This window comes from Mycobacterium venezuelense, from assembly GCF_054919535.1.
The window spans coordinates 471217-494696 of record NZ_JBONDW010000001.1; the positions used below are offsets into that span (position 1 = coordinate 471217).

Consider the following 23480-nt stretch of genomic DNA (forward strand, 5'->3'; position numbering starts at 1 on the left):
ATGGCCGTTCAAGCCAATCCACAGCCGGTTCGCACGCAAATCGCAGAGTCAATTCGTATGCCATTTTGAGCGTGCCCTGGTGAATGTGGCCGTGGACCCTTCGGCATTCGGCAAATTCAAATTAATTGGACGGTGATGAGACCATGGTGGACGTGACTACCCATCAGTTGCCGTGGCACACCGGGCACCACCCGAAGCCGCGTACGTTTGCCCAGTCCACGAAGCTGCAGGACGTCCTGTACGAGATCCGTGGGCCGGTCCACGAGCACGCCTCGCGGCTGGAAGCTGAAGGGCATCGCATCCTCAAGCTGAACATCGGCAACCCCGCGCCGTTCGGCTTCGAGGCACCCGACGTGATCATGCGGGACATGATCCAGGCCCTGCCGTACGCGCAGGGCTACTCCGACTCCAAGGGAATTCCCAGCGCCCGCCGCGCGGTGTTCACGCGCTACGAGCTCGTGGACGGCTTCCCGAAGTTCGACGTCGACGACGTCTATCTCGGCAACGGCGTGTCCGAGCTCATCACGATGACCCTGCAGGCGCTGCTGGACAACGGCGACCAGGTGCTCATCCCCGCGCCGGACTATCCGCTGTGGACGGCGTCGACCTCGCTGGCCGGCGGCACCCCGGTGCATTACCTGTGCGACGAGACGCAGGGCTGGAATCCCGACGTCGCCGACCTGGAGTCGAAGATCACCGAACGCACCAAGGCGATCGTCGTGATCAACCCGAACAATCCGACGGGCGCGGTGTACAGCCGCGAGACGCTGGAGCAGATCGCCGATCTGGCCCGCAAGCATCAGCTGATGCTGCTCGCCGACGAGATCTACGACAAGATCCTCTACGACGACGCCAAGCATATCGCGCTGGCCTCGGTCGCACCCGACGTGCTGACCCTCACCTTCAACGGGCTGTCCAAGGCCTACCGCGTGGCCGGTTACCGGTCCGGCTGGCTCGTCATCACCGGCCCGAAGGAACACGCGAGCAGCTTCATCGAGGGCATCAGCCTGCTGGCCAACATGCGGCTGTGCCCGAATGTGCCCGCACAGCACGCCATCCAGGTCGCGCTCGGCGGGCATCAGAGCATCGACGACCTCGTGCTGCCGGGTGGCAGGCTGCTCGAGCAGCGCGACGTGGCGTGGGAGAAGCTCAACGAGATCCCTGGCGTGTCCTGCGTCAAGCCCGCCGGCGCGCTGTATGCGTTCCCGCGGCTGGATCCCGAGGTGCATGACATCCACGACGACGAGCAGTTGGTGCTCGACCTGCTGTTGCAGGAGAAGATCCTGTTGACCCAGGGCACCGGGTTCAACTGGCCCACACCGGATCACCTGCGCATCGTCACGCTGCCGTGGGCACGTGACCTGTCCAGCGCGATCGAGCGGCTCGGCAACTTCCTGGCCGGCTACCGGCAGTAGCGTTCGACCGGCGCGCCGAGAACACGCTTTCTGACAGGAATGGGCATAGATCTGTCAGAAACCGTGGTCTCGGCGGGTCAGGCGGTCGCAGCCGCGCCCTCTACCCTGTCCGGGTGGCGCATTCGCATTCCCACTCGCACTCGCTGAGCGGCCCGTCTCCACTCGGCCCGCTGGCCGCCAAGATCGTGGTCGGCCTGCTGGTCGCCATCGGTGTCGCCGTGATCGGCGGAGCGGCGCTGCTGTGGCCGAGCCAGCAGAAGGTCGACATCCCGCTGCCGTTCCAGAACGCCGAGGGCGGCGCCGTGACCACCGAAGCCGGGCATGTGGTGGCCACTCGGGCTGCGAGCTGCGGTGACCAATCGGTCGGCACGGTGATGACCTCCGTACCGCCGCCCGCCGAGGGCGACAACGTCAGCTGCGTCCAGTCGATCATCGCGATCGATTCCGGCCCCAACGGCGGCGCCAACACAGTGCTGGAGTTCAGCGGCGGGCCGGGCCAGCCCAACCTCCTGGTGGGTGAACACATAAGGATCACGCGCCAGGTCGACCCGACCGGCGCGACAACGTACTCCTTCTACGACTACGAGCGGAGCTGGTCGCTCATCGGACTCGCAGCGACCTTCGCGATCGTGGTGGTCGCGGTGGCGCGCTGGCGTGGGCTGCGCGCGCTGATCGGCATCGTGGTGGCCTTCGTTGTTCTTGTGGTGTTCCTGCTGCCCGCCCTGCGCGACGGCGCCTCGGCGGTTCCGGTGTCGCTCGTCGCGTCGGCGGTCATCCTGTATGCGGTGATCTATCTCGCGCACGGCGTGAGCCTGCGCACCAGCGCCGCCCTGCTCGGCACGCTCACCTCACTGTTGCTCGCTGCGTTACTTTCTTGGGCAGCAATCGAATTGGCTCATCTGACCGGCCTGTCGCAGGAGGAGAACAACGCCGTCGCAACCTACCTGGGCAACGTGTCGATCACCGGCTTGCTGTTGGCCGGGTTCATCATCGGCTCACTCGGTGTGCTCAACGACGTCACGATCACCCAGGCCTCTGCCGTGTTCGAGCTCGCCGAGCACGGCGGCACCCGCCGGTCTGTCTTCGCCGGAGCCATGCGGGTGGGCAGCGACCACATCGCCAGCACGGTCTACACCCTCGTGCTCGCCTATGCCGGCAGCGCGCTGCCGCTGTTGTTGTTGTTCAGCGTGGCCAACCGGTCGCTGGGCGATGTGTTGACCAGTGAGAGCGTGGCGATCGAGATCGCCAGGTCCGCGGTGGGCGGTATCGCGCTGGCCCTGTCGGTGCCGTTGACGACGGGGATCGCGGCCGTGCTGGCCACACCGCAGCACACCGCCCGCTGAGTCGCGACGTTTGGTCATCGGGCCCACGGGTACCCGGCGACCGTGAGCCAGCCCCTTCACGCGCACAGCACTGAAGTGACCCTTGAGGTCGACGGCACGAGCCATCGCCTGACCGTCGACAACCGCGTCACGCTGCTGGACGCCCTACGCGAGAGACTCGGCGCGACAGCCCCCAAGAAGGGCTGCGACCACGGCCAGTGCGGATCGTGCACCGTATTGGTCGATGGCCGCCGCGTCACCACCTGCCTGACGTTCGCGGTCGCCGCCGACGGCGCGCACATCACCACAGCCGCCGGTCTCGGACACGGCGACGAACTGCATCCCATGGCCCAGGCGTTTTATGACGAAGACGCGTTCCAGTGCGGTTACTGCACACCCGGCCAGATCTGCTCGGCCGTCGGGATGCTCGACGAGGCCAAGTCGGGCGCACCGAGCTATGTGACCGACGACCTTGAGGTGACGCCCGTGCTCACCGACGACGAGATCCGCGAGCGGATGAGCGGCAACCTCTGCCGGTGTGCGGCGTACCCGAACATCGTCACCGCGATCGAACGGGCGGCCACGCAGTGAAACCGTTCGACTATCACCTGGCGACCAGCCCCGCCGATGCGGTAGCGACCCTGGCGGAGCATCCGGGCGCGGCGTTTCTCGCGGGCGGCACCAACCTCGTCGATCACATGAAACTCGGTGTCGCCGAACCGGATCTGCTGGTCGACGTCAGCCACCTCGATCTCGCCGAGACCGTCCTCACCGACAGTGGCGTGCGCATCGGCGCCAACGTGCGCAACAGCGATCTGGCCGCCGACCCGGTGATCCGCTCGCACTACCCGATGCTGGCCCGCGCGTTGCTGTCCGGCGCATCCGGCCAGTTACGGAACTCCGCGACCACGGCGGGTAATCTGCTGCAGCGCACGAGATGCGTGTACTTCCAGGACGTCACCACCCCCTGCAACAAACGCCAGCCGGGCAGCGGCTGCTCGGCACTCGGCGGCTATGTCCGATACCACGCGATCCTCGGCGCGTCCCCGCAGTGCATCGCCGTGCATCCGTCGGACATGGCGGTCGCGATGTCCGCGTTGGACGCGCAGGTCGTGGTGCGAAACACCGAGGGCGAGCGGCGAATTCCGCTCGACGAGTTCTATCGGCTCCCCGGTGACGAACCACATCGCGACACGGTCCTGCAGCATGGGGAGCTCATCACCGCCGTCGAGTTGCCTGCTCCGCCGCCGGACGGGGTCGCGGACTATCGCAAGGTACGCGACCGGGCGTCGTATGCATTCGCCCTCGTTTCGGTGGCCGCCGAGCTGTCCTTCACCAGCACGTTCCAGATCGGTTCGGCCAGGATCGCGTTGGGCGGCGTGGCGCACAAGCCGTGGCGTGCGCGTAAGGCCGAAGCGGTGCTGATCGGCGACCAGCCGTCCGACGAGGTCTTCGCCGCCGCGGCCGATGCGGAACTCGCTCAGGCCGAGCCACATCCGGGCAACGAGTTCAAGGTGGACCTTGCCCGCCGCACGTTGATCGCCCAGTTGCGCATGCTGACCGCACGGAGGCGGCCATGACCTTGCTGGAACCGCAGGTGATCGGAAACCCGGTGGGCCGCAAGGACGGTCGCGCCAAAGTCACGGGCACCGCGCCGTACGCATTCGAGCAGCAGGTCGATCACGCGGCGTACCTGCATCCGATCCAGGCCACCATCGCCCGTGGCCGCGTACTCACCATGGACACCGCCGCGGCCCGCGAGCTCGACGGCGTGCTCGATGTGCTGACGGTGTTCGACGCCCCTGCGCTGGCCGACTCCTCCGACGGTGAGCTGGCCATCCTGCAAGATGCCGAGGTGCATTTCCGCGGGCAGCTCATCGGCGGTGTCGTCGCCGAGACCGCCGAAATCGCCAGGGACGCCGCTTCTCTCGTCACCGTCGAGTACGCGCAGGAACCCCACGACGTCGAGCTGGCCGCCGACCACCCGCACCTGTACACACCAGAATCGGTCAACCCGTCCTACCCGCCCGACACCGACGACGGCGATGTGGAGGCCGCACTGGCCACTGCCGAGGTGACCGTCGACGAGACCTACACAACCCCCATCGAGCACAACAATCCGATGGAACCGCACGCATGCGTCGCGCGGTGGACGGCGGCCGACGGCCGGCCCGCCGTGACGCTGTACGACTCGACACAGGGTGTTCACGTGGTGCGCAAGACGCTCGCGCCGATCTTCGGCCTCGAGCCCGAGCAGATGCGCGTGATCGCCCCACATGTGGGCGGCGGGTTCGGCTCCAAGGGTGCACCGCACGCACACGATGTGCTGGTCCTCATGGCCGCACAACGCAGCGGCGGCCGTCCCGTGAAGCTCGCGCTCACGCGTCAGCAGATGTTCGCGCTGGTCGGCTATCGCACCCCCACCATCCAGCGACTGCGGTTGGGTGCCGACAGCAGCGGCCGGCTCACCGCGATCGTGCATGACGTGGTCGAACAAACCTCGGCGGTCAAGGAATTCGCCGAGCAGACCGCGGTGACCACGCGCAAGATGTACGCGTCGGCGAACCGGCGGACCACGCACCGGCTGGCCGAGTTGGACGTACCGGTGCCGTTCTGGATGCGCGCCCCTGGCGAATGCCCGGGCACCTATGCCGCCGAGGTCGCGATGGACGAACTCGCGGTGGCGTGCGATGTCGATCCGATCCAACTGCGGATCCGCAACGAACCCGACGTCGATCCGGAGTCCGGCAAGCCGTGGTCGGCCCGTCATCTCGTCGAGTGCCTGAACACCGGCGCCGAACGGTTCGGCTGGGCCGGCCGCGATCCGCGGCCCGCGAAAAGGCGTGTCGGCCAATGGTTCACCGGGACAGGCGTGGCCGCCGCGACCTATCCGGGCATGGCGATGCCCGGTAACTCGGCACGGATCAGCTATGGCCCGGAAGGCCGCTACACAGTGCAGATCGGGGCGGCCGACATCGGCACCGGCACGTGGACGACGCTCAGTCAGATCGCCGCCGACGCGTTGGGGTGCGACCTCGGCGCGGTGGATCTGCAGATCGGTGACACCACCCTGCCGGAGGCTTCGGTCGCGGGCGGCTCGTCAGGGATCACGTCGTGGGGATCGGCGATCGTGGCCGCCGCCAAGCAGTTTCGTGCCGATCATGGCGACCCGCCTGCCGTCGGCGCGACCACCGTGGCGCAGGCCCCGGAGAACCCCGACGCCGACAAGTTCACCGTGCAGTCCTTCGGCGCGCATTTCGTCGAGGCGCACGTCAACGCCGACACCGGCGAGATCCGCATACCCCGCATGCTCGGCGTGTTCTCGGTGGGCCGCGCGATCAATCCCCGCACGCTGCGCTCGCAGCTGATCGGCGGGATGACCATGGGCCTGTCCATGGCGCTACACGAGGAAAGCGTCCGTGACGCGCGCTTCGGTCATGTCGTCACGCAGGATCTCGCGACGTATCACATCAGCGCCCACGCCGATGTGGCCGATATCGACGCCATCTGGCTCGACGAGGCAGAAGAGCACTTCAACCCGATGGGCTCGCGAGGCGCCGGCGAAATCGGCATCGTGGGCGCGGCCGCGGCCGTGGTCAATGCCGTCTACCACGCCACCGGGGTGCGGGTCCGCGACTTGCCGGTGACGCTCGACAAGGTCCTCGCCGGGCTGCCCTGACTCAGCGTTCGAGCAACTCCAAAAGGTATACGCCGTAACCGGACTTGAGCAGAGTGTGGGCGCGGGCAGCCAACTGATCGTCGTCGATGAACCCGACGCGCCACGCGACCTCCTCGGGCACGCTGATCTTGAGGCCCTGCCTACGCTCGATCGTGCGCACGTAATCGCTCGCGTCGAGCAGTGAGTCGAACGTGCCGGTGTCCAGCCACGCGGTGCCGCGGGCCATCACCTCGACGGTGAGCCGGCCCTGGTTGAGGTAGGCCTGGTTGATCTCGGTGATCTCGTACTCCCCGCGCGCCGAGGGACGCAGCGATCGCGCTATCTCTATGACGTCGTTGTCGTAGAAGTACAGCCCGGGTACGGCGTAGTGGGATTTGGGCGTCGCGGGTTTCTCCTCCAGGGAGAGCGCCGTGCCGTCGGCGCTGAACTCGACCACGCCGTAGGCCGTCGGGTCGGCCACCCAGTACGCGAAGATCGCTCCGCCGCTGACATTCTGGAAACGGCGCAGGCTTGTGCCGAGGCCCGGCCCGTAGAAGATGTTGTCGCCCAGCACAAGCGCGACCTTGTCGGCACCGATATGGTCGGCGCCGATCACGAACGCCTGCGCCAAACCGTCCGGGCGGTCCTGCACGGCATAGCTGAGGTTGATGCCGAAATCCGAACCGTCGCCGAGCAACCGGCGGAATGCCGGGACGTCTTCGGCCGTGGTGATCACCTGGATGTCGCGAATTCCCGCCATCATGAGCGTGGACAGCGGGTAGTAGATCATCGGCTTGTCGTACACCGGCAGCAACTGCTTGCTGGCGCCCATGGTGATCGGGTACAGCCGCGTCCCTGACCCGCCGGCCAGAATGAGGCCACGCATCAGCCGGTGAGGTCCTGCTCGGTCAAATCGGTCGCGGCGAGCGCGGAAGCCAGCGTGTCGTGGCGGAACACCGAGGTGACGTGGTCGCGCACGACCCGGAACGCCGACGCGCACGTGATCGTCTGGCCGTCGGCGGTCGTGATGGTCTGTTCGACGACGACGATCCCGTCGTGCACATACATCCGTCCTGGCACCGCGCTGACACCCACGGATTCGGCCCAGTCCCGCAGGGCCGCGTGGCCCTGAGCGGCCCCGGCGTCGTCGCCCACCTCGATATCGTCGCTGGACAGCGCGATCAGGGTGTCGAAGTCCTTCTCGTTGAGCGCGTCGTGCCAGGCGAGAACCGTTGCGATCTCCGATGTGGTCATGAACGAAACGTACGCCACTCAGAACGGCGTGCGCTCAAGCCATGCGTCCCATACGGCGGTGTCGCCGAACACTTCGAGGTTGAGATCGGCCGCCGTGCGACGCCGGGTGGTCACCATCAGCAGGTCTTTGGCCGATCCACGCACCGCAGCGCTGCCCTTGCCGTGGTCGTGCGACCACCACACGCCGTCCTCGTCGTTGACGACGGTCCACTCCCCCGTGGGCCCGAGTACGTCGTCCGTGGCGTGCAGGTGCACGCTCTGCCCCAACTCCAGCGGGATGCGGTGGTACTTCTTGGCCTCGATGCATACGCGTTCGAGCCATTCGCTGATCGCGTCGGCGGCGAGTTCCGGGTCCAGGTCGTAATCGACACCCAACGCCATTGCGGCGTCGGCCCGGTGCACGGTTGCCTCGTGCAAACGTCGCCGGATCCACCAGCCCGCGGGCCGCGGCCCCAGAAAGGTCCACACCCGCGCGTCGGAGCCGACTTGATCGACGGCCTTGGCCACCAATGCGGCACCCGAGTTCAGCCATTCGATGGCGCCATCGAGATCATCGGGTGGCTTACCGTCGCGTACGTCGCGGGGATCCAGTTCAGTGTTGCGGCGGTCGGCGATGATCTGTGCAGCCCAACGGTTTCCGCGTCCCACATGACGGAAGAGCTGTTTCAACGTCCAGTCCGGGCAAGTCGGGACGGGCGTTGCGGGATCGCCGGAGGCGATCAGCTCTCCGAAGGCACGGGTCTGGTCGAGCAGCGCGGCTCGGAAATCCACATCACGAACCTACCGCCGCGCGCGCCTTCCCGAGCGCGATCGGCAGAGTCGACCAGCCGCGCAGCACCCGCGTATCGCGACGGACCGCGTCACCGGCCAGGCGCGCATCGGGATACCGCTCGAAAAACGCCCGTAGCCCGACTTCACCTTCGGCCCGTGCCAGTGCCGCACCGAGGCAGAAGTGCCTGCCGCCGGAGAACGACAGGTGCCTGCCGGCGTTGTCGCGTTCGATGTCGAAGCGGTGGGGGTCGGCGAACACCTTCGGATCCCGGTTGGCCCCGGCCAGATGGATGACGATCAGCTCGCCGCGTTGCACCGCGGTTCCGGCGACGTCGGTGTCACGGGTCGCGATCCGGGCACTCAATTGCACGGGCGAGTCGAGCCGCAGGATCTCTTCGACGGCGTTGGGCCACAGTTCCGGGCGGGCAGCCAGCGTGTCGAGGTGCTCGGGGTGGTCGAGCAGCATGCGGATGCCGTTGCCCAGCAGGTTCACCGTGGTTTCGAACCCCGCGGCCAACACCAGCCCGGCGAGTGCCTTCATTTCCCGTTCGGTGAGCGGTTCTCCGGCCGCGCCCTCGTCGGAGGCCGTGATGATCTGGCTCATCAGGTCCTCGCCCGGGTTGCGGCGCAGTTCGCGCAGATGCCCGCCGAGCCAACTGTCGAATCCGGAAATGCCCTCGTTGACCTGCTGATACTGCGTCCAGGACAGGCCGATGTCGAGGCTGGGCGCGCCGAGCTCGCCGAAGTGCAGGATGCGTGGCCGGTCGGCCTCGGGCACACCGAGGATGTCGCCGATCACCACGACCGGCAGTTTCGAGCAGTACCGGTCGACGATGTCGACAGCGCCGGGATCGCTGCCGAGGCCGTCGAGCAGTTCGGCCGCGGTCTCCTCCACACGATCCCGCAGCCGCTTGACGGCCCGCGTGGTGAACACCGAGGAGACCAGCTTGCGCATCCGGGTGTGCTCAGGGGGTTCGATCGACAGCAGCGACGGCGGCTCGATCGGATGCAGCATTCCGGTGCTCGTCTTGTCGACGACCCAACGCAGCGGTTTGGGCAGGTTCGACCCGAGCGAGCTGACCCGGAATTCCTCGGAGCGCAGCAGATCGTTGGCGACGCCGTGGTCGAACGTCAGCAGCACGGCACGGCACCGGATCACCGGACCGCGACTGCGCAGCTCATCGGCGAACGTGGCCGGGTCGGCGCGCACCACCGGGTCGGCGATGAGGCGGGCTTGCGGATCCCCGCGCCGCATCCCGACCGCGGACAAGCCGCGAACAACTCCGTGCAGGGCGAGCCAACGGATCCGTTCTCGCATGTGGCCGAGCCTACGACCGGCCCAGCTGTTCTACAAGTGTCAAACAGCGCTGTTGGCCGCGCGGGGTTAGCTGCGCGGCTCGCCGCGGCCTAGCGCATATACGCGCCAGCCCGCGTCCTCCCAGCGCTTCGTGTCGAGGCAGTTACGGCCGTCCACAATGACTTTCGCGCGGACCGTGTCTGCCAGCACGGCGGGATCGAGGTCGACGAACTCGGCCCACTCGGTGAGTACGAGGACCGCGTCGGCGCGGTCGCACGCCTCGACGACCGACGTGGAGTAATTCAGCGTCGGGAACACGCGCTGTGAGTTCTCCATCGCCTTGGGGTCGTAGACGTTGACCGCGGCTCCGTTGAGTTGGAGCATGCCCGCGACGTTGAGTGCGGGCGAGTCACGCACGTCGTCGGATTCCGGTTTGAACGCCGCACCGAGAACGGCGATGTTGGAGCCCAGCAGCGATCCGCCGCAGACCCGCGTGGTCAACTCGACCATCGCGGTCCGCCGGCGCATGTTGATGCTGTCGACCTCGCGCAGGAACGTCAGCGCATGGTTTGCGCCGAGCTCGCCGGCCCGGGCCATGAACGCGCGGATGTCCTTGGGCAGGCATCCGCCGCCGAAACCCAGGCCCGCGTTGAGGAAGCGACGGCCGATGCGCGGGTCGTAGCCGAGCGCGTCGGCCAGCAGCGTGACATCCGCGTCGGCTGCTTCGCACACCTCGGAGATCGCGTTGATGAACGAGATCTTGGTGGCCAGAAACGCATTCGCCGAGACCTTGACGAGCTCGGCGGTCTGCAGATCGGTGACCAGGAACGGCACGCCTTCGTCGAGCAGCGGCGCGTACAGCTCGCGCACCGCCGCCTCCGCACACGTCGAGTCTTTCTGCACGCCAACGACGATGCGGTCCGGGTGCAGCGTGTCGTGCACCGCGAAACCTTCGCGCAGGAACTCCGGATTCCAGGCCACCTCGACGTCGACGCCGGTCGGGGCCAGCCGCCGGGCCCGCTCGGCAAGTTCAGCGGCCGTACCGACCGGCACCGTCGACTTGCCCACGATCACGGCCGATCGGCGCAGGGCGGGCACGAGGGCGTCGACGACGGCGTGCACGTGGCGCAGGTCAGCGCCGTACTCGCCCTTCTTCTGCGGGGTACCCACACCCAGGAAATGCACGTCGGCGAAATCGGCCGCCTCGGCATAGTCGGTGGTGAACCGCAGCCGGCCGGCGGCGAGGTTGTCGTTCAACACTTTCCGCAGGCCGGGTTCGTAGAACGGGATATCGCCCGCGGCCAGCTTGGCGACCTTGCCGGGGTCGATGTCGACCCCGATCACCTCATGGCCGAGTTCGGCCATGCCTGCCGCATGTGTCGCGCCCAGATAACCGGTGCCGAAGACGGTGCATCGCATACTGCCTCTATAGGCAGCCCCGATGAGCTAGCCGCTACGCGACACTGAGCGACAGACCAACGCCAGGTGACGGTTGGAAGCTAATGCCTGCCACCGCCGAACGGGAACGGCCACATGCCGCCACCGTCACCGCCCGACGAACCGCGGCCGCCTCCCGAGCTGCCGCCCGGGTTCCAGCCGCCGGAGTCACCGGGATCCCAGGAACCCGAGTCACGGCCCGAGTCAGATCCGGGATTCCAGCCGCCGTTGCCGGAGCCCGATCCGGAACCGGGACCCCAATCGTCATCGTGCGAGCCGCCGCCCGAACCGGGGTACGGCCACTGCGGGCTCTGCGGCTCCTCATGTGAGGGAGGCTGCCACGGCGGGGTCTCGGGCTCCTGATACGGCGGACGCTGCGGTTCCCACGGCGGACGGAAGATCGACGGGATCCGTGGCACGACCACAACCGGCGGTCGGTAGCCCGGCGGTTGATAGATCGGTGCCGGCGCGGGCAACACCGGGGCGGGCGCCACCGGAGCCGGGGCAGGCGGCGGAGCCACCGGAGCGGGAGCCGGGGCGGGTGCTGCCGGCGCGGGGGCCGGAGCAGGCGCCTGCGGTGCCTCGACATAGACCGTGCGCGGCGGAGCCTGCGGCGCCTCCTGCACCACGGGCACCGGGGCCTTGATGGTCTCCGGTGGCGGCGCGGGCGGCGGGGCCTGCTGCACCGGCTTGGCCTCGGGAACCGGCGCGGGTGCCGGAGCTTGCGCAGGGGCACTCGGGATCACCGCGCCCTGCGCAGGCGCGGGCCGCTGGTCGACCGTCGGGCGGATGCTCACCGCCAGCGAGATGACCAGTGCGACAACGCCGACGACGAACACCGACGTCAGCGCGCTGCCGACCAACAGGAACGGCTTGCGGCCCTCGTCGGCCGGAACCGCGTCGAACGCGGCGGGGTCGAGGTCGTCGACCGCGGAGTCGCCGAGCGGCGCGAGCTGGGTGTCGAGGCCGGCCAACCCCGCATATGCGCTGCCCGCCGTGGTGCCGTCGGGATCCTGCGAGTACGCGAGCCCGACGGTGGACGCCTCGAACGCCGGCGCGTTGGCCGACGCCAGCGCCGCGCCGCGGGCCAGGGCGAGCTCGGGCTCGTCCGGCGCGCTCACGGGCATCGACACCAGGTTTTCGAGGTGAGCCTTGACCGAGCTGACGTCGACACCCGAACCCACGACGAACATGGCCTGCGGGGCCGCATCCTGCTCGTCGACCGCGGCGACCATCTCGGTCAGCACGGCCATCGCGTCGGAGCTGTGCAGGCTGCGGTCGAACACCTTGACGACCGAGCCGTCGTCGGTCTTGACGACCGACAGCGTCGCCGTGTCACGGTCGATGAACATCAACGCGGTGGTGTCGTATCCGACCGCACGACCGACCGCCTGCGCGAGCGCGGCGGCGGCATGGCCTTCCGACACCAGCATGACGTTTTCGATGCCATGGGTCGTCAGTGCGTCGCGCAGTGCGGACGCGTCCGAATGGTCACTCCACGTGACACCGATCGACTTCAGATGATGCCCGCCCGCGGCGGCGCTCTCTTGGGTTCCGAGTACGGCAGCAACCACCTGCTCGGCCGCGCTCGAAGTTGCCGAACCATCGCCGGCGGTGACGTCGAAAGCGTCGTGATCGACCGTGACGCCGTCGGCTTTCTCCCCCTCGACCAGCACCATGCGGACCGTCGTAGGTGCCATCGACACACCCAATACGATGTCCACCAAGCCCTCCAAAACGTTTGCTACACTGCCTAAGCCGCCATTGGGCACGCAAGTCGCACGAGCCGACAACTAGAACCTTCATCGTCGCAACCAGCTCGATCGTTACAGCCGAACGCGTTAGCTGATGCGCGCAGTTCTGGTCGGACCGCGACGGCACGGTGCCCGCCGACGCCGGTAGTTAGACCCTACTCGGCAATACGACAAAAGGCGTCGGCCGGTTCATCCCGCCTGGTCGTCCTCCAGTGACTTCGGCCGTTCTCCGAGCGGGCCGTCGAACAGGCCGGGGCGGCGCAGCGGCGAGTGCCCGTGCACGCCCTCGGCGTAGGCCGTTTCGGCGTGCTGGGTGAAGTCGACGCCCGTGGTTTCGTCCTCGGCGCTGACCCGGAATCCCATGAACCGGTCGATCACCTTGGCCACCGCGTAGGACATCGTGAAGGCGTAGACGGCGACGACGATCGCGGCCAGCAGCTGCTTACCCAACTGGGCGAGCCCGCCGCCATAGAGCAGGCCTTCGGGGCCCGCGGTCATCACCTCGGTCGCGAGGAACCCGATCAGCAGCACGCCGACCACGCCGCCGACGAAGTGCACGCCGACCACGTCGAGCGAGTCGTCATAGCCGAACCGGAACTTCAGGCCGATCGCGAACGAGCACACGATCCCGGCCGCCAGGCCGACGACGACCGCGCCAAGGGTGTTGACGGTGCCGCACGACGGCGTGATCGCGACGAGGCCGGCCACCACGCCCGACGCGGCGCCGAATGTCGTCGGCTTGCCGTCGCGGACCTGCTCGACGGTGAGCCAGCCCAGCATGCCCAGGCAGCCTGCGACGAGTGTGTTGAGGAAGATGGCCGCGGCGGTGCCGTTGGCGGCCAGCGCCGAGCCGGCGTTGAACCCGAACCAGCCGAACCACAGCAAGCCCACGCCGAGCAACACGAACGGCAGGTTGTGCGGGCGCATCGCGTCCTTCTTGAAGCCGATTCGCGGGCCGAGAACGAGCGCCAGTGCGAGCGCGGACGCGCCGGACACGATCTCGACGACCAGGCCACCCGCGTAATCGAGCACGCCCAGTTCGAACAGCCAGCCGCCGGGACCCCACACCCAGTGCGCGACGACGGCATACACCGCGACCGCCCACACCGGGACGAACACCATCCACGCGGCAAACCTCGCGCGGTCGGCGATCGCGCCGCTGATCAGCGCCGCGGTGATGATCGCAAAGGACAACTGGAACGTCGCGAACAGCAGTTCGGGGACCGAGCCGCGTGCAGTCGTCGGATCGATGCCGAGCATGCCGAAGTGTTGAAGGCCGCCGATCAGGCCGCCCCCGGCATCCTCGGAGAACGCGAGCGTGTAACCGACGAGCAGCCACGCCACCGTGACGAGCGGTATCGAGATGAAGCTCATCATGATCATGTTCAGCACGCCGGTGGTGCGGACCATGCCGCCGTAGAAGATGGCGAGGCCGGGGGTCATCAGCAAAACCAGCGCGGTGCTTGCGAGCAGCCAGGCGGTGGCGGCCGGATCGATCTCTTGCAACTCGGTCTCCTTTGACGAGGTCCCGACGAGAATGTCGGCCCCGCGTTTCAACCGCGCGGCAAAGGTGTTTCCGAAATGTTTCGTGTTGCGTGTGGATTACCGAAAGTTCACACTCGCGACCGTGCGCGTCTGCTGCCCGACACGCCGTTATTCGACAGCAGTCCGCGCACGCTCACGACTTCAGGAAGTTCAGATGTGAACGCGACGGCGTCGGCCCCCGCTGGCCCTGGTATTTCGAGCCGACCTTGTCGCTGCCGTAGGGATGCTCGGCCGGGCTCGTGAGGCGCAGCAGGCACAGCTGACCGATCTTCATGCCCGGCCACAGTGTGATGGGCAGGTTCGCGACGTTCGACAGCTCGAGCGTGATGTGGCCGGAGAACCCGGGATCGATGAACCCGGCCGTGGAGTGTGTCAACAAACCGAGACGGCCCAGCGACGACTTCCCTTCGAGCCGGCCCGCGAGATCGTCGGGCAGCGTGCACAGCTCCAGCGTCGAGCCCAGCACGAACTCTCCCGGATGCAGCACGAAGGGTTCGCCCTCGGCGGGTTCGACCAGGCTCGTCAGCTCGTCCTGTTGGATCGACGGGTCGATGTGGGTGTACCGGGTGTTGTTGAACACCCGGAACAGGCTGTCGAGTCGGACGTCGATGCTCGACGGTTGGACCATGGTGTCGTCGAACGGCTCGAGGGCCAGGCGCTTCGCGGCGATCTCGGCCCGGATATCGCGATCGGAGAGCAGCACCCGACGAGACTATCCGTCCACCGCCCCGCAATCAGACTGCCGGCGGGGGTGGCGTCGGTAAAGGCGGCAATCCGGGGACCGGCGGTGGCGGCGGCGCCCCGGGCGGCGGGGGTGCCAGGATTCCCGGCGGTATCGGCAAGACCGGCGGCGGCGAGCCCGGCGGCGGTATCGGGGGCGGGCCCGGCGGGATGTACTGCGGCGAGTCGGGCACTGGGATATGCGGCCCGGTGTGGCCGTAACCCTCGCGATACGGGGCGATCAGATCGGCCGGCGCGGGCGCGGTGATGCCGGTGTTGGGCACCGTGATCGGCCGCTGGTAGGCCTCCATGGCCGGCGGCAGCACTCGTTGCGCGACTTGCAGGGCGGCTGCACTCACCTTCGGATCGTTGAGCGCCTTGACAATTGCGTCGGGCGACAACTGCGCGACGACGGGAGACTGCGGAACCTGGGCAGCGGCGGCCGCCACGAGCTGCGCCAGCTGAGGCATCTGCGGCGGAGGTGCCATGGGTGGCGGTGGGAAGCCGGCCGGCATGGCATTCGGGGCAGGTGCCGGGAGTGCCATCAGCTCCGGCGGTTTCTGATCAGCCGGTGGGGCGGGCGGCAGCGGGTCGGCCGGCTCGGCGCGTGCCGATACCGTCGGCTCGACGTCATCGGACGAGAAGTGCTGCCTGATGGCGAAGAACACCGACGCCGTCAGAGCCAGCACGCCCGCGACGAGCACGACACTCAGCGTGCGGACCAGCAAAGCGCTTCTGGGGGAAGAGTTTTCGTCCTCCGCGTCGTCGACCACGCCTGGCACGGCCGCCACCTTGGCGGAGCGGGGCACGAACACCGACAGCGTCGGCGTCTCGGCTTCCTCGGCGTCCGCATCCTCGGCGTCGGCCACCACCGCCGCGCTCTCGGTGAGCTCACGAAGCGCGGTGTCCGCACTCGACAGCAGCGCTCCGCGGACCAGGACCAGTGCGGCGTTGTCGGAGAGCGTGACGGGCAGCGAGGTCTGCGAATTGACTTCCGCGGCAAGGCTTCCCAGGTCGGCGGCGGCACCCCCGAGGACGACCGACTTGATGGGTTCGGAGAACGTGTCACAGGCCCGGCGCAGTGCTTGTACGGCCGCCACTTGGTCGATCACGCCGAGGCAGCGGCTGCGCATCTGGCGTATGCCCGTCGCGTCGCCGTGGAGCACCGTCAGCATCGTCGCGTCGGGCTCGACGATGCACAGGGCCACCGAACCATGACCGCCGTACCGCACCAGATGCTCGGCGGCGGCCTCGACGGCGTCGGGTGCGGTGACCGTCGCGATGTCGGTGATGCCGCGCTGGTCGAGTGCATCGAGCACCAACTCCGCCTCGGTCGCGACCACATCTGTCCAGGTCAGCACCACCCTCCGCACAGTGTGGCCACACGCCGCGACTGTCGCATACGTGCCAAGGATTGCGCTCACGACGTGCTCGCTGAACCCGGGCACGCCGACGCCGACACCGGCGTACGCGTCGAACGAATCGTGGTCGAGCATCGCGCCGTCACCGCGGCTGCCCTCCACCAGAACGAGTCGGGCGTCGACCGATGTCATGGCAACGCCAAGCACAACGTCCATAGTTGAACTCCCTCGACTGGTAAGTCCTGATGAATCCCCCCGGCCTCCACCCCGCGCCGGATGGAGAAGAACTCGGTCAAAACGCTAACGGCTGTCTTTGAGAGCCCTTGCGCCGCGCTTTACGGAACTCTCAGAGTTCACAGGTGCTCGCCGCGGCCCGCCAATCCCGTTCCGCTACCCTAGGTTTCGCCGCGGTAAACGTCGCACCAAGACGGCCCACCGCAAGCGGTCCCCGGTAGCGTGGTACAGGTTCGCCAGCTACAATGCCATCGGCCAATGGCAAGGTCCGGCAAATTCTTAGAATCACGACGCTCGAAGGCCATACCGCGTTCCCTCGCCGTCCGCCGACTTGCTATCCTTCGTCGGCAACCATGCCGATGTAGTTCAATGGCAGAACATCAGCTTCCCAAGCTGAATACGCGGGTTCGATTCCCGTCATCGGCTCCACGAGAGCGTCACCATGAACCGGTGACAACGACGATCGACCTGTCCGTTTTGCGACGTCAACTCGACCGAGTGCTATCGCTCCTAGAACAGCGTCACGGCTCGACCGTTGAGTTTAACGCCGATTTCTACTGGCTTCTGGAGACGGCCGACATGTTCAGCCGTGAGAGCGTGCCTGCGCCCAATGCCGGGCAACTCTCAGATGACGTCGCCGAGTTGACCGCGATGGCGGCGCGGCCTGATGACGAACTCGTGCCGTGGCACGACCTCAAACACTTGATCGGGCTTCTCGAAGCCGTCGCGCACCGGGACCTGCCGTGAGCCGGCGCCAAACTAAGTTGTGCAGACTACGGCGCAGCGCAGATATCAGTGATCGACTTGTTCGCCGCGTCGGCATTGCGCAACCGTTCGGCTTGCTGTGGGTCGTCGTTGCCGATGCCGGTGAGTGAGTGCATGGCGATGTCTTGGAGACCGCCGGCGAATTTCTGAATCGCATCGGCAAGTTCCGGTGGCGTCGCCGGGCCGGTCCGTTCAAGCAGATAAGCCCCACCGCCGAGCATCGACAGCCGTGCGTTCGCAGCGACGGCTTGTGCGCCGGCGGGCCCTTCGCTGGTGGCGTGGGTCTGAATTGACACGGCGGACCTGACGGTCTGGAACGCACCGCAGACGTCAGCCTTGGAACCCTGCTCTGCCGAGGCATCGACCGCTGCCGCGGCGGGCTCGGCCGGGCCAGCCGAGGGGCGCAGCAATGCGAACACCGCAAGGCCGACCGCCGCGAGCGCAACCACCAATGCGGCGGGCGCAATCCGGCTCGGGGCCTGAGTCTGCGGTTTCTCCGACGAAGGGCGTTCGTCGCTCTGGTCGTCGAGAGATTGCTCGATGGTTTGCTCTGCCACGGCGGGGATCGTATCGGCGGCGCCGCTCGATAGGTGGGCCACACAAATGCGCCGCCGCACACCATAATGTCTAGCTCGATTTTTGATCTTGATGCCCAGAAGCTGAGAGCCGTTCCGCCGCAACGCGTTCCGGCGAATCTTTTTTCGCTGGGACTTTCAAGCCGTTGCGTCGCACTCGGCAACCATCTGAGATTATTTGCTGCCCAGCACATTTGACCTGTTCAACCCAGGTAGCGAAAGTACGCCAGAACCGCACGCGCGCGACGCGCGAGAACACCGAGCCGATGGCAACGACCGCCGAGAACCCAAAACGTAGGCATTGACGGCCCGGTAAGCGAACCTGAGAATTCGGCTTGCTTTCTCACAGCAAACATTAAGCCAACGATCAGTTTTAGCTGGCGCTTACATGAAGGGACCTGCATGTACGTGAAACCCGGACGGCATCGCGCGGTAGCGCGATCCGCACCCAAGTACGCGGCGACGGGAGTCGCGGGTGCGGCGTTGGTCGGTCTCGGTGTGCTGACGGCCGCGGCCGCCATCGCCGAGGAGCCGTCGACAACCACCGCCCACAAAGCCCAGGTGAAACTGGTCAACAGCGAAGACTCGCTGCTGCTGTTCGGAACCCCGGGCGGCAATGACAACCAGCTCATCAGCGCGGCTGCGCTGAGCCCGAACGCGGTGAGCACCGCGGCAATTCGGCCGATCGTCGGTGACGGCGGCTGGCTGATCGGCAACGGCCTCGACGCCGCTGCCGACTGCACCGGCGACGCCTGCAACGGCGGCGCGGGCGGCTTGCTGTACGGCAACGGCGGCGCCGGCGCCAACGGCGGCAACGGCGGCCATGCGGGCCTGTTCGGTGGCAACGGCGGCCAGGGTGGCGCCGGTCGCGATGCGGTGTACGACGCCAACGGCAACCTCGTCTCGGCTGCCACGGATGGCGGCATCGGCGGCAACGCCGGCTTCTTCTCTGGCGACGGCGGTGACGGCGGCGCAGGCGGCAACGACTACAACTCGAGTGCCGCCGGTGAAGGCGCGAACGCCACCGGCGGCAAGGGCGGCGACGGCGGTTACGGCGCGAGCTATGCACCGGGCCGGGGCGGTAACGGCGGTGCCGGTGGCAACGCCACGTCACTGTTCGGCAACGCCCTGGGCGGTGCCGGTGGCCAGGGCGGCGGCACGAACTTCGGATTGCCGTTGCCCAATGAGGTTCCCGACGAGAACTACGGCCCGGGTGCAGGCGGCACCGGCGGCTCGGCCACGGTCGGCAACGCCGACGGAACCGGCGGAACCTCTAGCCAGACCGCGACCGGCGGTCAGGGCGGTGCAGGCGGCTTCGGCCTCGTGTCCGGCGGCAACACGCCTGACCTGACCGGCAACGGTGGCCGCGGCGGCAACGCCACTGGACACCAGAGCGGCAACGCGGTCGGCGGTGCGGGCGGCGACGGCGGTAGCCGCGTCATCTCGCGTTCGGCCAACGGCGGCAGCGGCGGTTCCGCGAACACCGAGGGCGGCAACGCCACCGGCGGTGCGGCCGGTTCCGGCGGCACCAGCATCGTCTCGGGCCTCGGCGGCCGGGGCGGGCGCGGTGGTAGCGCGACCTCGACCGAGGGCGGCAACACCACCGGCGGTCGCGGCGGCAATGGCGGCAACGGCGGTGCCATCGGTGGCAACGGCGGTGCGGGCATGAACGGCGGCGCCGCGACGGGTGGCAACGCCCGCGGTGGCAACGGCGGCACCGGCGGCAAGGGCGGCAGCTCCGTCCCGACGAACGACGGCACCAGCACCGGTGTGGGCGGCAACGGCGGCAGCGGCGGCAACGCCACCCCTGGCGCAGGTAAGACCGGCACCGGCGGCAACGGCGGCGCCGGCGGCCAGGGCGGTGGCGGCAACGGAAACCAGGGCAACGACGGCAGCGACGGGCCCTCCGGCAGCAGCACCTAAGACGCTACCCAGCGTCGAGCATTAACGGCGGGTACGGATTCGGCTGCGCAGCAGTCGGATTCGTACCCGTCGCCGTTAATCCCTCTAGGGCGCACCCAGTCGGATGTGGTCGCGGATGAACCGGTAGGCAGGGTCGGTCAGCGCGGCCTGCGAGTCGAGATCCGTTACGGGCACACCGTCGACGAACGCCCAGTCACCGGCTGCCGTCTTCTGGACATACGCGCCGTACCAGTCGTTGACGATGTGGGCCTGTTGCTCGATGTTGAACGAGTCCCAGGTTCGCGTGGTCCAAGCGAGTTCGGTCAGTCGCCCGGTCGGATCGGGACCGGAGTGGTAGTCGTAATTCGAACTCATGTCGCTCGCGACGGATGGCAGTGTGCGCTGCGTGATCTGCCAGGCGTGCACGAGCTCGTGGACGAAGAGCGAGCCGGGTTGAATGTACCCGCCGTTTGTGGAGGTGTAGCCGAGCGGGTCCGAGTATGCCGACCCGAGATTTACGACGATCGAGCCGTCGACCGACGGCATGACGAACTTGCGGTCGTTCGGCTGACTGAGATCGGTCAGGCGCACTCGGTCATAGTCGATGTGGTCACCGAAAACCCGTTTGGCGAACTCGATTTCCTTGTCACTCATCTCGCGATGGTTGACGTTCGCGATCTCGGCCGCCGCCCAACCGGCAAGGATCGCAGGGACGATGCCGCCCGGTCCGAGGATGCACAGCACACCACCGGACACGATTAGGGCAGAGACGATGTCGGGTGTGCCGATCTGCACGCCCAGTTCGGCGAGCTCGTTGCCCAGGACGATCGCCCAACCGGCCGGCCCGAGAACAAGATTCGCGATCACGCCTTGCGCAAGGAATTCGACCACGTCGAGCGCCGTGCCGAGCACCCCCGATATTTCCGCGTGCAGGCGATAGCCCACCGAACCAGCGCCGCCGCGCAGCGACCCCCACTGATCGGCGATCGCCAGGTTGGTGCCGGACACGCTGAAGTTCCGTTGACGATCCCCCGGCGTATCCGTTCCGAACACCTTGCCGCTCGTGGCCGCGGCGATGACGGTACCGTCCGGCGTCTGCAGCCACGCCTGGACGCCGTATGTGTATGACGGGAATCCGGTGGCGCGCACGTGCCCTGAAAACGTCCACGTGCCGTCGCTGTGTAGATCGAACGCGACTCGGCCGTTGATCGGCGCGTCATCGGACGTGTGCATCGCGCGCTCGTGATGTACGGATTCGACGGTGCGCAGCGCGTCGATGAGCGTGCGCACCGTCGTCGGGCTCGGCACCGGGATCGCCGCGGCAAGGTCACGGGCGGAACGGAAGTCCCGCGCCCATGACGCGTTCAATTCCTTACGTAGCGATGGCATCTGCCTGCCCTCACTGCAACGACACAAGAACGCGGACCAGACCGCGACCGTCGGCGAGGGGCTGCATGGCCTTCCCGAGAACGGCACCGAAGGCACGCGAAGGGTCGGATGCTTTCATGGCGTGCCCTTGCACCGGTGAAGTGGTGAGAAGGTCACCCACGCGCACTTCCCCGAACTCCGCATCGACCCACACGTAGACCTTGCCGACGAGTGCAATCGGCACGCGCCCGGCCTGATCTCCCGCTTGGTCCAGCAGAATGCCCGGGCGGAGGTCGCCCGCCCCGGAGACGACGCCGGCGACTCTCGTGTCGTACTCGGAGCTTGACACCGTCAAGCCTCCGTTGTCGTCCATCACCATCACGCTCCCCGGCGCGATGTCTCCTGACAACGCGTCGAAGCCCTCGGCGAAATCGGCGCCGACCAGCCGGACATCACCGAGCACGTCGATACTGCCGCGCACGTCGACGTTCCCGCCGACCTCGAGAGTGCCGGTGACAGAGCCGCTTCCGACGATCTCGACCGCACCGTAGAAGCGGCCCGCCGTATCTCCGACGCCCGTCACCCCGGCGACATCGCGAGTGCCGGGCTCGACGGTGCCGAGCACGCCACTTCCCCCGGCGACCTTGGTGTGTCCCCACACCCCGTTCCCTCTGGGCCGGTCGCGGAGCGCATCGTCGAGGCGGCCGATTCCGATCGGTACCACGGGGACGCCGAGTCGGTCGGTCAGACGGTCAGGCACTTCGCGTACCCATCCGGGGACGCCGACTCTGCCGCCCGCGACGCGATCGGTGAGTGAGTCGTGACGGGTTTTCGCCAGATTAGTTGCACGCGAAGTTTGGAGACGGCTGGCGGCCTCGCGCGCCCGGTTCGCCAGATCGCGGCGAAACGCTTCGTCGACGACCGGATCGCGAAGGTAGCTCGTGAACGGCGACGTACCCTCGGCGACCGCCTCGACACCATTGCCGCGCACACTCGACGCAAGCACCCCGGCGTCCTCGACACAGTGCCCGTCGACGCCGGCGTCGGGGCCGCGCCCTCGCACGCCGGCACCGTCGGTACCGCTGTGGAGTCCGTGCACGCCGGCAGCCCCCGGGGTGGTCGACTGCCCGAGCACGCCAGCGCCGCGCGGCTCGGCGTCCATGCGGGTGCGCGGCGTGGTGGCGTCGTTGATCGCGTGCACCGTGTTCATGTCCGCGTTGTGGGCGAAGGCAAGCAGACCGGTGCCGATCCGCGATTCGACTTGTGCGGCAGCGCCGGAATCCGACAACCCGTGCAAGCCCGCGCCCGCCTCGGAGGTTCCCTGCACACCGGCCGACGGGCCACGGCCGTACACGCCCGCCCCGGTGGGCGCCTCGTTCTCCCCCGCCACGCCGGCGCCGTCGGGCACAAGCGTGGTTCCGCGCACACCGGCGCCGCCGTTACCGCCGGCCGCCACCGGCTGTGTGTCGGTGTTGGTGCCGACCATCCCGTTCGCATCGCGCGACGCGGTTGTGGCAACCACGCCGTCCTCGTTGGGCAATGTCCCGAACTCACCTGGCATAGCGCACCTTTCCCCGACTCCGACGTGCTCGCTGTGCGCTCAGTGTGGCAGCGATGCGGTCCGGAAGGAGCCGAAATACCGGTGATCGGCCTACTGGTACGGGTCGGTGATCTCGCGCAGTGCGAGCAGCGCCCGGCGTAGATCGCGATAAGCCTTGGCGCCCAGGTGTTCTAACCATTCGGTCTCGATTGCCTCGACTTCGGCCGCGGCCACCTGACACACCGCCGCACCACGCTCGGAGAGCATCACCAACCGGGCACGAGCGTCGGTGGGGTCGGGTCGGCGCACGACATACCCGGCCCGCTCGAGCTCGTCGACCAGGGCGCCCGCGGTCTGCTTGGTCACCTGCGCCTGCTCGGCCAGATCGGTGAGCCGGATGCCTTGCGGGTTCAGCCGCTGCGCGATCCGGCACTGCGCCAGGGTCAGGTCGGTGAAACCGGCCTCGTGCACGATATCGAGTATCCGGTTCTCGGCAGCCCGGTACGCGATGAACATCATCACCGCTGAGTTCGGCGCCTCATCCACACCTTGACTTTAGTAC

Annotated in this window: 20 protein-coding genes and 1 tRNA gene; 8 read left to right on the top strand and 13 right to left on the bottom strand. The window is 67.7% G+C overall.

The genetic code is table 11. The annotated features are described in order from the left end of the window. Window positions 1-125: 125 nt before the first annotated feature. The 5 genes from ACRCUN_RS02350 (at window position 126) to ACRCUN_RS02370 (ending at window position 6416) form a co-directional block, all read left to right on the top strand. Window positions 126-1415 (top strand): pyridoxal phosphate-dependent aminotransferase, encoded by a 1290-nt coding sequence (locus ACRCUN_RS02350; RefSeq protein ID WP_462140038.1) that lies wholly within the window; start codon window positions 126-128, stop codon window positions 1413-1415. 113 nt (window positions 1416-1528) lie between these two features. Continuing rightward, window positions 1529-2758: a YibE/F family protein gene (locus ACRCUN_RS02355; RefSeq protein WP_462140039.1), complete on the top strand. Its 1230-nt coding sequence runs from the start codon at window positions 1529-1531 to the stop codon at window positions 2756-2758. Between the two features lie 42 nt (window positions 2759-2800). Next, the gene (locus tag ACRCUN_RS02360; protein WP_462140040.1) at window positions 2801-3328 is read left to right on the top strand and encodes a 2Fe-2S iron-sulfur cluster-binding protein; all 528 of its coding nucleotides are present in this window, start codon (window positions 2801-2803) and stop codon (window positions 3326-3328) included. Continuing rightward, the gene (locus tag ACRCUN_RS02365; RefSeq protein WP_462140041.1) at window positions 3325-4317 is read left to right on the top strand and encodes an FAD binding domain-containing protein; all 993 of its coding nucleotides are present in this window, start codon (window positions 3325-3327) and stop codon (window positions 4315-4317) included. The genes ACRCUN_RS02360 and ACRCUN_RS02365 overlap by 4 nt, the downstream gene beginning before the upstream one ends. Continuing rightward, window positions 4314-6416: a xanthine dehydrogenase family protein molybdopterin-binding subunit gene (locus tag ACRCUN_RS02370; protein WP_462140042.1), complete on the top strand. Its 2103-nt coding sequence runs from the start codon at window positions 4314-4316 to the stop codon at window positions 6414-6416. The genes ACRCUN_RS02365 and ACRCUN_RS02370 overlap by 4 nt, the downstream gene beginning before the upstream one ends. Before the next feature lies 1 nt (window position 6417). On the opposite strand, the gene rfbA is transcribed toward ACRCUN_RS02370, so the two are convergent. From rfbA to ACRCUN_RS02415, 9 genes are all read right to left on the bottom strand, one after another. Further along, window positions 6418-7281, bottom strand: coding sequence for a glucose-1-phosphate thymidylyltransferase RfbA (gene rfbA / locus ACRCUN_RS02375; protein ID WP_462140043.1), 864 nt, complete (start codon window positions 7279-7281; stop codon window positions 6418-6420). Next, window positions 7281-7649, bottom strand: a complete 369-nt coding sequence (locus ACRCUN_RS02380; RefSeq protein ID WP_462140044.1) for a nuclear transport factor 2 family protein — start codon at window positions 7647-7649, stop codon at window positions 7281-7283. Before ACRCUN_RS02380 ends, rfbA begins: the two co-directional genes overlap by 1 nt. 18 nt (window positions 7650-7667) lie before the next feature. Then, window positions 7668-8420, bottom strand: a complete 753-nt coding sequence (locus ACRCUN_RS02385) for a maleylpyruvate isomerase family mycothiol-dependent enzyme (protein WP_462140045.1) — start codon at window positions 8418-8420, stop codon at window positions 7668-7670. Window position 8421: 1 nt separating this feature from the next. Continuing rightward, a complete protein-coding gene (locus ACRCUN_RS02390; protein ID WP_462140046.1) occupies window positions 8422-9738 on the bottom strand; it encodes a cytochrome P450 in 1317 nt (438 codons plus the stop codon). 66 nt (window positions 9739-9804) lie between these two features. Then, a complete protein-coding gene (locus ACRCUN_RS02395) occupies window positions 9805-11136 on the bottom strand; it encodes a UDP-glucose dehydrogenase family protein (RefSeq protein ID WP_462140047.1) in 1332 nt (443 codons plus the stop codon). 80 nt (window positions 11137-11216) lie between these two features. After that, window positions 11217-12878, bottom strand: a complete 1662-nt coding sequence (locus ACRCUN_RS02400) for a DUF7159 family protein (protein ID WP_462140048.1) — start codon at window positions 12876-12878, stop codon at window positions 11217-11219. A 219-nt stretch (window positions 12879-13097) separates the two neighbouring features. Beyond that, window positions 13098-14414, bottom strand: coding sequence for an ammonium transporter (locus tag ACRCUN_RS02405; protein WP_462140049.1), 1317 nt, complete (start codon window positions 14412-14414; stop codon window positions 13098-13100). 172 nt (window positions 14415-14586) lie between these two features. Further along, complete coding sequence (dcd, locus tag ACRCUN_RS02410; protein WP_462140050.1) at window positions 14587-15156, bottom strand: dCTP deaminase; 570 nt, start codon at window positions 15154-15156, stop codon at window positions 14587-14589. A gap of 31 nt (window positions 15157-15187) precedes the next feature. Continuing rightward, window positions 15188-16750 carry a DUF7159 family protein gene (locus tag ACRCUN_RS02415; protein WP_462140051.1) on the bottom strand — a complete coding sequence of 521 codons (1563 nt, stop codon included), beginning with the start codon at window positions 16748-16750 and terminating at the stop codon, window positions 15188-15190. 373 nt (window positions 16751-17123) lie between these two features. Here ACRCUN_RS02415 and ACRCUN_RS02420 point away from each other — a divergent pair. Together ACRCUN_RS02420 and ACRCUN_RS02425 are read left to right on the top strand one after the other, a co-directional pair. Continuing rightward, window positions 17124-17197 (top strand) — tRNA-Gly (locus tag ACRCUN_RS02420). 21 nt (window positions 17198-17218) lie between these two features. Beyond that, on the top strand, window positions 17219-17515 hold the full coding sequence (locus tag ACRCUN_RS02425; RefSeq protein ID WP_462140052.1) for a hypothetical protein: 297 nt from the start codon (window positions 17219-17221) through the stop codon (window positions 17513-17515). A 26-nt stretch (window positions 17516-17541) separates the two neighbouring features. On the opposite strand, the gene ACRCUN_RS02430 is transcribed toward ACRCUN_RS02425, so the two are convergent. Further along, entirely contained in the window at window positions 17542-18090 is a 549-nt protein-coding gene (locus ACRCUN_RS02430) for a hypothetical protein (protein WP_462140053.1), read from the bottom strand. Between the two features lie 420 nt (window positions 18091-18510). Between ACRCUN_RS02430 and ACRCUN_RS02435 the strand changes: the two genes are divergently transcribed. Further along, window positions 18511-20031 carry a hypothetical protein gene (locus tag ACRCUN_RS02435; RefSeq protein WP_462140054.1) on the top strand — a complete coding sequence of 507 codons (1521 nt, stop codon included), beginning with the start codon at window positions 18511-18513 and terminating at the stop codon, window positions 20029-20031. An 84-nt stretch (window positions 20032-20115) separates the two neighbouring features. On the opposite strand, the gene ACRCUN_RS02440 is transcribed toward ACRCUN_RS02435, so the two are convergent. From ACRCUN_RS02440 to ACRCUN_RS02450, 3 genes are all read right to left on the bottom strand, one after another. Further along, window positions 20116-21399 (bottom strand): hypothetical protein, encoded by a 1284-nt coding sequence (locus ACRCUN_RS02440; protein ID WP_462140055.1) that lies wholly within the window; start codon window positions 21397-21399, stop codon window positions 20116-20118. 10 nt (window positions 21400-21409) lie between these two features. Continuing rightward, complete coding sequence (locus tag ACRCUN_RS02445; RefSeq protein WP_462140056.1) at window positions 21410-22939, bottom strand: hypothetical protein; 1530 nt, start codon at window positions 22937-22939, stop codon at window positions 21410-21412. 90 nt (window positions 22940-23029) lie between these two features. After that, the gene (locus ACRCUN_RS02450; protein ID WP_462140057.1) at window positions 23030-23464 is read right to left on the bottom strand and encodes a MarR family winged helix-turn-helix transcriptional regulator; all 435 of its coding nucleotides are present in this window, start codon (window positions 23462-23464) and stop codon (window positions 23030-23032) included. Window positions 23465-23480 lie beyond the last annotated feature (16 nt).

What these genes read in the sequence shown, in the direction of transcription:
- ACRCUN_RS02370 (WP_462140042.1), top strand. Translation starts at nt 4,314, where the DNA reads ATGACCTTGCTGGAACCGCAGGTGATCGGAAACCCGGTGGGCCGCAAG.
- rfbA (WP_462140043.1), bottom strand. Translation starts at nt 7,281, where the DNA reads ATGCGTGGCCTCATTCTGGCCGGCGGGTCAGGGACGCGGCTGTACCCG.
- ACRCUN_RS02380 (WP_462140044.1), bottom strand. Translation starts at nt 7,649, where the DNA reads ATGACCACATCGGAGATCGCAACGGTTCTCGCCTGGCACGACGCGCTC.
- ACRCUN_RS02390 (WP_462140046.1), bottom strand. Translation starts at nt 9,738, where the DNA reads ATGCGAGAACGGATCCGTTGGCTCGCCCTGCACGGAGTTGTTCGCGGC.
- ACRCUN_RS02395 (WP_462140047.1), bottom strand. Translation starts at nt 11,136, where the DNA reads ATGCGATGCACCGTCTTCGGCACCGGTTATCTGGGCGCGACACATGCG.
- ACRCUN_RS02415 (WP_462140051.1), bottom strand. Translation starts at nt 16,750, where the DNA reads ATGGACGTTGTGCTTGGCGTTGCCATGACATCGGTCGACGCCCGACTC.
- ACRCUN_RS02435 (WP_462140054.1), top strand. Translation starts at nt 18,511, where the DNA reads ATGTACGTGAAACCCGGACGGCATCGCGCGGTAGCGCGATCCGCACCC.
- ACRCUN_RS02440 (WP_462140055.1), bottom strand. Translation starts at nt 21,399, where the DNA reads ATGCCATCGCTACGTAAGGAATTGAACGCGTCATGGGCGCGGGACTTC.
- ACRCUN_RS02445 (WP_462140056.1), bottom strand. Translation starts at nt 22,939, where the DNA reads ATGCCAGGTGAGTTCGGGACATTGCCCAACGAGGACGGCGTGGTTGCC.